The sequence below is a fragment of the Roseofilum sp. SBFL genome, from assembly GCF_017746885.1.
Taxonomy (GTDB): Bacteria; Cyanobacteriota; Cyanobacteriia; order Cyanobacteriales; family Desertifilaceae; genus Roseofilum.
This window is the reverse complement of sequence record NZ_JAGHZH010000156.1, coordinates 1-12,080: the sequence shown is the minus strand read 5'-3', so window position 1 is coordinate 12,080 and position 12,080 is coordinate 1. Positions and strand designations below refer to the sequence as shown.

Genomic DNA, 12,080 nt, shown 5'->3' with positions numbered 1-12,080 from the left:
TTCGATGTTATGAGGTACAGTAATCGAAATTTTCCTTGAGAGTGCCTTCCCATGAAAAGCCGAAAGAATGGGCATTATAGCGTGAAAAATGGTTTTCCTATTACCTATTACCTATTACCTATTACCGCGCGAAGCGCTGTATTTACCCATGACTGCTAAATAACCCGAAGGAATACCCCAAACCATAAATCCGACAATGGCACGACCCAAATTATCGGTCTGGAAACTGTCAATAACATAGGCAATTAAACAAATGGTCGAGCGTCTTTTATAAAGGAAACACTCGTTGCCCTAAATCCACAATTTCTTGCTTTTCTTCTGCTAAGTGTACACAGATAAATATCTTCACTAGGCATTAATCCATAGTATTCAATCTGATTGATACCTAACTCCTCCGGATAGCGATCGACAAAAACAGAGAAACCCGCTTGTTCCAATTTAGTTTGATAATCCCGACCATACATTCTCACATGATCGTGATGACCAAAGCGTTTTTCCCGTTCCTTGGGAGTTAAGTCACTCGTTCCTTCAATCGTTTGTTCAAGATCGCGATCGAGAGGGACTTGTAAAATGGCCCATCCCCCAGGTTTCAATATTCTGCATAGTTCACGCATCGCTTGGATATCCTTTGGAACATGTTCTAGGACATGGCTACACAAAATCACATCAAAGGAGTCATCTGAATAATCAATCTGGGTGATATCCATTTGTAACATCGCTTCTCCAGGTTGGATATCCGCAGTCCAATAGGTTAAGTTAGGCACAGTTTTTAATCGTCTTTGCAACCAATATTCTGGAGCAATGTGCAGAACCTTTAACTGCTCTGAAAGCAAAGAGGTTTTATTCTGCAAATACAGCCACATCAATCGATGTCTTTCTAGAGATAGACATCCAGGACACAAGGCATTTGGTCGTTTATTTGCTCCAAAAGGTAGAAAAGTGCGAAACTGCTGTTCGCAGCACGGACAAAATACGCGATCGCCTGCATACCAGAGTGCTGATACTTTCAGGATAGGGGAAACGATCTTAAAGAACAAAGACCGCTTCCTGAGTAACTGTTCATAAATGGATAATACGGAATTTTTATTCATGGGTTTTCCTCTTGAGCTTAATCTAACAAGGGTAATTCTTTTGAAGATATCAGCAGCAGACCACCGGGTAATGAAATAATCCAAGCTAAAACCGTAATTGTTAAAGAAAGGATTACGGCAGATTCTGCGGTTAAGTCAATGCGTAGAAATAGATAGACCCAGAATCCTTCTTTTATTCCTAATCCGCCTAATGAAAAAGGCAAGAGACTAACGATGGTAATCATTGGAATGAAAACTAGAAGCTCAAAATAAGAAATCTCAATGTTGAGTTGTTGAGCGACTAGATAATGATAGTAAATTACACCTAAAATGAATAATGTTGCATAAAATAGAGATAATTTAAACACTCGTGAGTTGCGCTGAAAAGAAATACCAGCTTGTTGAATTTTGCTTAAACGATTGCCTAGATTTTCAAGAGAAAATAATGTAAATACTCTTTTAGTTATGTTAAACAACCTAGGGCTGGTAAGTGTTAACCATACCATACATAAAAAACCTGTAGTCATCATAAACACTAAAAGGATATCCCATTGATCGATCAGCCTCCAAGCAAAAGGCAACCCCAGCATGGCTAAAAAACAAAGAGCGATGAGACCTGTAACTCTCTCCAGCAGTACCGAAGCTGCTGCGACTTCGGCATTTTGTGTTTCTCTAGAGACTTGAAAAGTTCTATAGACATCTCCCCCGAAAGATCCGGGAAGAAACAAGTTGAGAAACATGCCACAAAAATAACTCTTGAGTAAATAAATAATCGGGAGTTTATAGCCACTCGACTTCAAAATAACTTGCCAACGCAAGCAACTAATCCATTGTAATAGGGTATAATAGAATAAACAAAATATAATAAACCCAATCGATAAATCACTGATTTTTGCCCAGATCTGTTCCAGATTAACTAGACTAAAGATCGCAACAATTATGGATAGGCTAATCAGAGCCTTAATCGCAGTCTGTTTGATTTTATTCATAATTATTCATTTTGGAGTATAGGAAAGTTTTAATTCTCTGGTTTCCATAATTTCACCTGAGCGCCGAAGGTTTCAAACTGAGAGTCACCCAAAGTCTTATAAAGATTATGCTCTTTTGCATGAAGAAAACTTTTAGGCGGTTGCAAGCGATCGAATTGATGAATCCATACTCTATTGTGATTGGATAATATACTGTTGAGTTGATCGAGATCGGTTAAGAGTTTACCCCCTCCCCAACGGTCAATGACTTCTCCATTGCGAGCATATACTGCATCAAAAATAGAAAGACGATGGGGAATATAATAATCTAATCCACCAATGGAGGTATATACAGCAGAAGTGTTGGATATAATGATATCTCCAGGTTGTTTGTGGGATTGAATATAATCAAGTATTTCTGTGTTGCGGATGGCGATCGCATCTGAATAAGCACCCACAACTTTTTCGACCTCTAGATTTCCTAGGAGTAGAATGGCTAGAAAAATCCAGGTCATTTTCTGAATTACACGCTGACTGCTTAATTGTTGATTCCAGGGTTGACTGATAGTCCCAATCAAACAAGTTGCGCCATAGAGAGAGAGGATGATAAATAGAGGATAGATGGGATAAAAATATCGGGCAGCCACTACATAGACGAGAAGGGTTTGACAGAGAAGATTAACGCCAATTACAGTATACAAACACAGGATTACTTTCTGGGGATATTGGAGAAAATACACTAGCCCAGCTATGAATAAAACAGTATAAATCAAATTCATCCAATTCGGGCCAATGAAGAAATTGGTAAAAAATCCCGTTACGTCTGATAATCTCGGTTTCAAGTAAGAATCTGTGGTTGTGGAAATAGCAACGACTGGTGTTAAGCATTTAACTATAAAAAAGCCAATGTTGTAAGCATACACTCCCATGACTGCAAAACAGCCGATCGCAATGGACTTATCTTCACGCCATTCCAAGGGAAAGTAACTACACAGAAAGCAGAGAAACAATCCAGGAAGTAGGGTTAAACTACCTTCCTGAATGAGTAACATGATGATTACTCCAACATAAAATAGATATTGGTAGCGTTTCTGTTTTCCTTCAATAAAACCTTTAATTAAGAACCAAATGTTGATGAGGGTTACAAATTGCAACACTTGATAAAATCGGATAAAGCGCGAGTACCATAATTCCCAAGGATCGATCGCCAAAATGGCCATCACCACTAAGGCTAACCCGGTTTTGCCGGTAATGGCACGAGTCAGAAAAAAGATAACGACTAACGTTGCTGTTCCAAATAGTACGGACAAAAACCGGGCATTCATCGTCGAGTCCCCCACCCACCGTAACCAGAGAGCCAAAAGATAGTGAAAGATGGGGCCTCTGGTATACCAAATGCCAGAAGTGGTTACGGGTGCGCCAGTGGCTAAAATGCCTCTGGTGGCATCTAAGGAGGTATATTCATCGGCTTCTAAATCCATGGCATCAAGACGATAAGCTCTGAGGATAAAACCGCCTAGGGTAATGGCCACTAATACCACTTGATATCCCCATTGAGGCCAGTGTTGTTGCCAGAAGGTAATGCCATGAGTCCAGATGCGCTGAGTCTGTTGCCAAAACAGTAGAGATAGACCCCATAAGATGAATCCACTAGCGACTATCCACACCATGGGCCATTGAGCTGTATTGTCTGCTAAAGCTAAACCCAAGGCGATCGCCCCAATCCAGGTTAAGATAAACCACAGACTCCATAGGATGACCCCACTGATGGGTGTAGGAGATAACCCTAGATGGCGATTAACAATACAACTCCAGAGTAAGGTTAAGCAAACTACTCCCAGAAATCCCAGTAAAATCAGCACATCACTATGGGGTTGGGCAAATATTAGCCATCGTTCGGAAATGCCATAGCGATGTTTAAGCAATTCCATTACGCTTAAAAACATTGTTCCGGGAAAGAGCAAACCTGTACCGATGTCTAACGTTGCTCCTTTTATTCCTGCGACATTCTGCCAAAATGCTCCAAGGAGAAAGCTATAAATTAGTATGAATAGACATCCTAAGCCCCACCATAAACTTTGATGCCATAACCAATGGGGATAGTTGAGAGCATAGCTATCTCCCTCAAGCAATCGCAGAAAGTGCTGAGGATCGGGTAAATTGAGTTTAATTGCCGCTTCAGCAGACCCTTTCCCTAATTCCCAATCTGCAACCGGGGTAGCCAAACTCTGCCAACTCGAATCTGTTTGGATTGTTGATTGAGGGGTTCCTTGAGCATTTTCCACCCATCCATCCAGCCAAAATTGAGAGACAATTTTTCGTTGGGGGGGTTCATTAAAGGCCACATGCCAATCTTCTGTTAATGGTGGGGTTAAATGAACTGCTAGGGTATTGATTCCCGGATGTAAAAAACGACTCACCTCTGATAAATGCAGGGTTTGGCTATCCTCCGCCGGATAATGGTGAACCAGCAACCCATTAATCAGGAGTGAACATTCATCCTGAGCTACCCATCGCATCCAAGCTTGTTGGGGTTTAACGGAAACTGACCAAGAGGTTCTCAGCCAGGTTTCGCCAGAGGGACTCAGAGAACCCGTAATCCAACTTCCCGTTAAGGGACGGTCAAATACCAGGGGACTTAAGCGGCTATAGGTGGCTTCATTGGGGGGATCGAGAGTGGTGACTAGAGGCCAGGTTTGATCGGGAAAATCAGCATCAAACCAGTGTAGCCGTTGCCGACTCTGGAACCGTTCAGACACTTTCCAGGGACTGCTTCCGGTGCTGATATCGATCGCCTTTTCCAGATCCCCCACTGGATAAATTTTCCCTTCTAAGAGTAAACGAGGATGCTGTTGGGAACTTTGCACTTCAACGGCGATCGCATTTTTTCCCGGTTGCAGATAGTGGGTTAAATCCACATAAAAGGTCATTTTCCAATCTTTGGGGGCCCGTAAATAAACCCATTCCGGACGCAGAGAGGGAAAGGGGCGGAAATCATTCAGTTTTTGCGGCCAGTCTTGCACCAATCCCCCTAATCCTAGGGTATTGCGTAGGATACTCACTTCTTGAGTCAATACCTTTCCATTCACATATAGCCGAAAATCATTATCCGCGCTCAGGCGCAACCACCCTCTTTTGACGCGATCGGGTAAATTAAGGGTTTGCCGAGTGTAGAGACGATAGCTAGGGTTGGGTAAGCCTATCCAGGTCACTTGAGCAGACCAATTGACCGGAGTTGGTAGCATTGGAGGCTGATCCCAAATAGAGAACCCCAACATTCCCACCAGATAACCGGTAATGGCAATTGAAATGATAGAGAGCCAAGAAAAGGAATGTTTCATGAGGTAGGATCGATGAATTTTTCCCAAATTTTGCGATCGACCGATTGACGATAGCGTTGCCAAGCTTGATCCAGGTCTTGGTCGTGATAATTTTCCCAAGATAAATGTAAATAAGCCTGGCCAACGACTGCTAACATGGGTTGCTGAAAATAAGGTTGTAAATTAATTAGCTTTTTGGCAATTTGGGCCGATCCAGGAAAGTCCCGATTAACTACTCGAATGACCATCAAAGTATATAAAGCCTCTAAATGATTAGGAAAAGATTTTAAACTTTCTTCGCAGTATTGAGCTGTTAACATTGGCTTGGCATTATTGGGTTGTCTAGCTCGGTTTTGATAATTGGGGCTATCTAAGAGGTCGTAGGTATAGGGAAAGGGCTTATCCCGTTGTCTTTTAGGCACAACAGGTTGCTTGAATTGATCGATCCCTTGATTGAGTTGAGTAGTAGCTAAATACCCTTGGGCTAAATAAAAATGAGGATTGAGGCGCAAGGCTTGTTGAAAGTAAGAAATGGCTTGGGTATAGTTATCTAAACGATACCGTTCTAATCCTTGGGTAAAGGCAATCAGAGCAGGATTGGGTTGCTTACTGTACCATCCAGCTTTTGCCCATCGCCCTAGAAAGGATTGATCGCCTTCCACGAGGGGATACCACTGGGCTAAACGTTGGGATTGCTGGATTACTTGACTATAGTTTCCCTTAGCAAATTCGGTCTCTAGGTGATGGTTGACTAGGTTCACGGTTAATGTGGAACCGAGAATAAACAGGACAAGCAAGAAAAACCAGGGAGATAAGCTGCGAAGATCTTCGATCCAGGCTGATAATCTTTGATCGCCTAAGTTGAGATAATAGGCTAACAAACTAAAGCTTAATCCCAGAATGGCGAAACTCCAACCGCGACCAATGGAGTTGAAAAAGGCATCGCTATAGCCAAAGATTGATTTGACCATCCATTCCCAAGAGGAGGGTTGAAACACATAACGGTCTGTAATTTGACTCTCAAAGATAGAAGTTACGGGTTGATAGATGCCGAATTCAATATTCTGTTTCCATTGAGTTTCCACTTCGGGAAAGTTTTGCTCCACATGCAAGGTAATGGCTTCCCGTTGTTGGTAGAGGGATTTGGCTAAGAAGAAGACACGGGGCGACCAGGTGACCGTATAGTAGGGATACAAAAAGACCAGAATCAGTAACATCCAAGTCAGCCGTTGATGGAGTTGAGTATTGCGCCATCCCAAGAGGACAGACAGCATTAAGCCTAGGGGAATCAGTCCCAAATAACGCCAGAAGTTGAGAGGGGAAAGGTTGGCATTAAAGGAGCTGAGGGTTTCTGGAGGCAGAGTGTACCACAGGTTGAGAATACTTTTGAGCAGGAATAAAGTGGCGATCGCCATCAACAGGTGACTTCGCTGTATCTGAGCTAATATTAGCCTGATCTGCTCCATTTCTATACCTCTCAAAAGTTTGACTTCTTCTCCATAGGATTACACTATTAATTAAACACTAGATTTTTTCCAGAATCATTAATTGTCCATTCCTGAAATTTAAGGCATAGGTTGTTTTACAAGTCTCCATGATTTCTTGAAGGGTTTTGACTGACCAGAAATTGACATGAAACAAAGACCTCTTTTCTTGAAGCACAAGAGGCGCAATGATTATCTTGCCCTGTGGATTAAGATAGTTTTGGAGATTCCACAGAGTATCTTTTATTTTCTTTTCAATAACGATATGCTCAATTACATCTATCATAACGATTAAGTCAAATCGACCTATTTCTTGATATTGAGTGATATCTTGTCTCTGAAATGAGAACTGAGGAAATTTATCTTTTAATTCTGTAAACAAGACATCAGTAATATCAATGCCTAGATAGTTTCTTGCTCCTAAATCTGCCAAGATTTGGGTATAAAATCCTGTGCCACAGCCAACTTCTAGAATACGAGCTTGGGTAATGTTTATGTTGGCTTGATTACAAGCTTGAATAAAAAGTTGACCCGCTTGAGTGTATTCTTCCTGGTTTTCCTGTTCCGATCGCCCCTCATGGCCGACTCCCTGTAAGGATAAACCATAGCGCGTCAGGCGATCGCCCCAATAGCGCTGGGCATCATAATCCCCATTTTGACCATAAATCCAGGGCGCGATCGCCCATTTATACAGTCCCTTGGTCAGACGTTCTAAATTTTGCAACATAGGTTTTATCCTCCGTAAGAATTACAAATGGGTAATTAAAGCATGGGTTGGCTGGTGGGGATGGGTTCGAGAAGATCGCCCGGTTGTAAACCTTGGGGATAGACCACAATGATTTCCCCAGCAGTCAGACCATCCAGGACTTCGCGCTGATTGCCATAGGTGCGTCCCAACTCGATAGAACGCAGAATAGCTTGTCCTGACTCCACCACCATCACCATCCCTCTAGCTCCAGAAAGTTCGCTAACTGCACTCTCTGGAATCACTAAACTGGAGTCACTGGACTGAAAACTGGCGACTCCTTGTAACCCTGGTGGCATTTGCGCCCCATCCACGGCAATCCAAACGGAATAGGTATACTGGCGATCGATGCCAATTTTTACTGGTGTAATGGCCTGGGTTTCAATGGTGGGATTGACGCGAATGACTTCTCCTGTATAGGTTTTTCCTGGATAGGCGGTAAAATTCATTTGGGCGCGATCGCCGATTTCAATGGCATTGAGTTGGGCTTGGTCAATAAATGCCTTGAATACCATATTTTCCGCTAGAGTCATTAGGGGGTCAGAACCTTGGGGATCGGCAATTTCTCCGGGATGGATATACATCCGACTGACTAAGCCATCGGTCTCGGCATAAATAACAGAGCGATCTAAGGTTCTCAACGCCTCTTGCAGTTCCAGTTGCAAGGTTTCAATTTCCAGTTGATTGACGGCAAATTGCTCGTCAAAGTCGCGCCTGGCTTGATTGAGGGCTTTTTGGGCTGCGATCAGTTGATTTTCCCGGTCGAGATAGAAATCCTGATTACTAAACTGGCGGTCTTGGGTGATCACTTGTCCCCGTTGGGCCTCTAACCATTCCTGTTGACGTAGAGCATAAAGGTCTTGCATTTCTAGGACTTGAAACTCATAGATTGCTCCTTCTAGAAACAATTCTTCCATTTGTTTGAGCTTTTGTTGGGCGAGTTCCATGCGCTGGCGGGCACTTTCGACATTTTGCTCAATTTCTTGCTGGGCCAGGGTTTGGATTTGTTCGACTCTCTCTTGGGCTTCTTGCAGCCGCGATCGCGCAATGGCCACATCTGCTTCTAACTCTTCTATTCGCTCTGGAGCCGACAGTTCTAAGGTTTGTTGTCGTTTTTGGGCGATTGCCAATTGGTTGCGAATTTGATTAACTTTCTCTGTAAAAGGAATAGAATACAGCTCTAGGAGGCGATCGCCTTTTTTCACCTTTTGCCCTTCCACCACATAGACTTTTTCCACCGGCCCAGAAACTAACGGACGCACATCCACTTGTTGCAAAGGCACAAATTCCCCTGGCCCAGCTAAACGAGTTTCTAAAGGAATACTTTGAACAGAAACGGTTTCCACTGGAATCGGTTTTCCTTGACTTCGGTAGCGACTGGGAACCCCAAATTGAGAGAAGTAAATACGAGATTGGGGATTATTCAGAGCTGGTAATAGGACAGTAAACCCTAAACTAATCATGATGACTAAAGGAATGGTAATCACCAGTCCCCAGATAATTGTGCGATACATTGGGGAAGGCAAATTCGGAGAAGTCATAGCTAGAAAATAAGAGGGTCATCTGCTATGATCTCTGAGGAGTCACTGTTGCTTAGGGCTTGAGCGAAAACCTGAGACCACTGATGGGTAATTCGGCTCCAGTTAAACTGGGTTTGGATATGCTTTAATCCTTGGCAACCTAGTCGTTGTCTTTCTTCGGGGCGATCGAGTAAATCTGTAATTACCTCTGCTAATTGATGGGGATCTTTTTCTGGGACTAACCGGCCGGTAACGCCATCAATAATTACATCTTTAATTCCGCCCACATCACTGGCTACTACCGGTTTTCCATGGGCTAAGGCTTCAATCATCACAATTCCTAATCCTTCCGTATCTCCTTTGCGATCGACAATGGCAGGTAAGACAAAAATATCGCAAGTGGCATATTCATGGGCTAAAGCTTCTTTAGAAAGTACCCCTAAAAACTTAACTTGCTCTTCTAAACCTAGCGCTTTGCACTCTTGCTTGAGTTCAGTTTCTAAGATTCCTTGACCGACAATGTGTAATTGCACTCGATGATCTCGTAAAATTAGGGGCAAGGCTTGCAACAGATAAGTGACCCCTTTGCGTTCATCCAAACGTCCCACAAACAGCAGTTGCGGAATCGGGTTAGCTGGGATTTCTGACTCTAGTTGAGGCGTGATAGTAATCCCATAAGGAATTACCGTCACCGGTTCAGAACTGAGGTTACCAATCAAGGCTTGAGTAAAGGAAGAATTAGCTGTTACCCCTTGACTTTCGGGAATTAACTGACGCAAAATACGGGCAACAAACCCAAATTTTTTTGCTAACAGCAGTTCCCCTCCATGAAAACTAAACACCATGGGAATTCCCAAGAGTTTAGCTGCTGGGAAAGCCATTAAACCATGGGGAAATGGCCAGTTAATGTGCAATAAATCGGGTTTCAGTTTCCAGCACAACCCAAAGAGTTGCACGGTTCCCAAGAGGATATAAAGAGCGGCTGGAATCAGATACCACCGTTGTCGCTGAATCTTGGTGGGCGCACCATCTCGGACTAAGTTTTCTAAGGGTTTAGGACAATAGCGGAATCGATAGACGGGGACATCATCCAGGGTATAGTGAGGGCAACCTTCATAGGCAGGGGCAAACACATGAAACTTAGCCCCTGTGGGTTGAAGTTTGAGAATCACTTCCCGAATAAAGGCTCCATGATTGCCATCAGCAGTCAGGGGATAAACCGAGGAAACTACGAGGATTCTTTTTTTCTCTAGATCGTGTATCATCATTAGTGGATATCATCAACTTTAATGGGAATAAATTGATCTACTGATAACTTGATTTTTGCTTGTACCTTAAACTGAATAAACCAACTCAGTAGCTTGATGAAATCCAGACTAGAAGTCAATAATCGACCTTTACCAAACTTAGTAGTTCCAGAATATCGGGTATGCCAGGGAGTAGGCACTTCAATGATGGTATGTCCAAATCCGGCTAAGGCAGCCAGCAGATAACGATGTGTGGTTAAGTCTAAAAGTTCAGGAGAAATTAAATCTCGTCGCACTAATTTAATCCAGTTCATGTCGTGAATTTTTAAGCCTAAGAAAGAGCGACAGACTTTGTTAGCAATTTTGGAAGTGAAGAGCTTTCCGTCTTGGCGGTTTTGTCGCCAACCCGCTACTCCATCTACTCCTGGAGACCAAGCAGAGAGAAGCAAAGGAATATCGCTGCGTGGGTCACTTTCTAGGTCAGCCTGTCCCCAAAAAATCCAATCGGTTTTGACGTGGGTTAAGGCAGTTTTCCAGACTTCAGCAACACCTCGTCGATGGGGGTGGCGCACAACGGTGAGAAAATCATAGCGCTGTTTGAGATCTTCAACAATTAAGGGGGTGTTATCCTCACTGCCATCATCGACTAATAAGACAGGGAACTGATAGCCAATTTGTAGAAAAGTTTCCTCTAGAAATTGAAACAGCCGTTTCAGGTTTCCCTCTTCGTTAAAGGCAGGAATAACTACGGTAACAGACCTCGGAAAAGAATTCATGATGACACCATTAATCTATGAGTAAAGGTCAAGTCAATTGTTCTCTTGTAGCAAAATATCGCTTAAATTAGCGAAATAAAATGAAGTTTAGCTCAAGTTAGATACCGTAATTTATCAAATAAAAAGCGAGTCATATAGCCCACATTTAATTGTTCTTTTTGTAAAAACAGCCTAGTTATTATGGGTCAGAGTTTAGGCTCTAATAATTTAAGTCAACAACAAAAATCAACAGGCAGCAGAGGAACTCCCTTTGCTGCCTGAAATCGGTTTATACCAACATCGCGCCACCGGAATGGGTTGTACCATCCATCAACCACAGGGCATTATCTCCCGTCGCACTGTCACGCCAGAAAATATCCGGAGACCCATTGTTATTAAAATCGCCTAATCCCTGCACATCCCATCGGGCGATCGCACCACTGAGGTTTTGTCCAGAGGCGATCGTGGTATCATCAATGAACCACACCGCATTGCTTCCAGAGCCATTACGCCACAGAAGATCGGCTTTATTGTCCCCATTGAAGTCCTCTGTACCTTGCAATTCCCATCCGGCACCGGCACGGTTGATGCGTTTTCCTGAGACTACAGATAGGCCATCCATTAGCCAAATGGCATTCGCACCATTACTGGGGTCATTCCAGAGGATATCGGTTTTACCATCAGCGTTGAAGTCATCGAGAGCTGCCACTTCCCAGTTGGTCGCACCATGAGATATATTGCCACTATTGACGCGGGTACTACCATCCATGAACCAGATAGAGTTTTGTCCAGTGAGGGGGTCGCGCCAGAAGATGTCAGCATTTCCATCACCATCAAAGTCTTCCGTACCTTGGACTTCCCAATTGGTAGCAGCAGAGCGGATAGCATCAGTACTGCTCGCACTACCATCGCTCATCGTCCACAGTTCATTGGCTCCCGTAGAAGTATTGCGCCAGAGCAAGTCCGCATCA

Annotated in this window: 9 protein-coding genes; all 9 read right to left on the bottom strand. The window is 43.3% G+C overall.

All coding sequences use genetic code 11. The annotated features are described in order from the left end of the window. Positions 1-245: 245 nt before the first annotated feature. Entirely contained in the window at positions 246-1,091 is an 846-nt protein-coding gene (locus tag J7545_RS16295) for a class I SAM-dependent methyltransferase (protein WP_318699297.1), read from the bottom strand. A 17-nt stretch (positions 1,092-1,108) separates the two neighbouring features. Beyond that, positions 1,109-2,059, bottom strand: coding sequence for a lysylphosphatidylglycerol synthase transmembrane domain-containing protein (locus tag J7545_RS16290; RefSeq protein WP_318699298.1), 951 nt, complete (start codon positions 2,057-2,059; stop codon positions 1,109-1,111). A 29-nt stretch (positions 2,060-2,088) separates the two neighbouring features. Then, positions 2,089-5,379 carry a glycosyltransferase family 39 protein gene (locus tag J7545_RS16285; RefSeq protein ID WP_318719865.1) on the bottom strand — a complete coding sequence of 1,097 codons (3,291 nt, stop codon included), beginning with the start codon at positions 5,377-5,379 and terminating at the stop codon, positions 2,089-2,091. After that, positions 5,376-6,824: a tetratricopeptide repeat protein gene (locus J7545_RS16280; RefSeq protein WP_318699300.1), complete on the bottom strand. Its 1,449-nt coding sequence runs from the start codon at positions 6,822-6,824 to the stop codon at positions 5,376-5,378. Before J7545_RS16280 ends, J7545_RS16285 begins: the two co-directional genes overlap by 4 nt. Positions 6,825-6,882: 58 nt before the next feature. Beyond that, the gene (locus J7545_RS16275; RefSeq protein WP_318719864.1) at positions 6,883-7,569 is read right to left on the bottom strand and encodes a class I SAM-dependent methyltransferase; all 687 of its coding nucleotides are present in this window, start codon (positions 7,567-7,569) and stop codon (positions 6,883-6,885) included. Between the two features lie 35 nt (positions 7,570-7,604). Then, positions 7,605-9,128, bottom strand: a complete 1,524-nt coding sequence (locus tag J7545_RS16270) for an HlyD family secretion protein (protein ID WP_318719863.1) — start codon at positions 9,126-9,128, stop codon at positions 7,605-7,607. Positions 9,129-9,130: 2 nt separating this feature from the next. Further along, entirely contained in the window at positions 9,131-10,375 is a 1,245-nt protein-coding gene (locus tag J7545_RS16265) for a glycosyltransferase family 4 protein (protein ID WP_318719862.1), read from the bottom strand. After that, on the bottom strand, positions 10,375-11,130 hold the full coding sequence (locus J7545_RS16260; protein ID WP_318719861.1) for a glycosyltransferase family 2 protein: 756 nt from the start codon (positions 11,128-11,130) through the stop codon (positions 10,375-10,377). Before J7545_RS16260 ends, J7545_RS16265 begins: the two co-directional genes overlap by 1 nt. Before the next feature lie 268 nt (positions 11,131-11,398). After that, a partial coding sequence (locus tag J7545_RS16255) for a VCBS repeat-containing protein (protein ID WP_318719860.1) occupies positions 11,399-12,080 on the bottom strand: 682 nt, incomplete at its 5' end.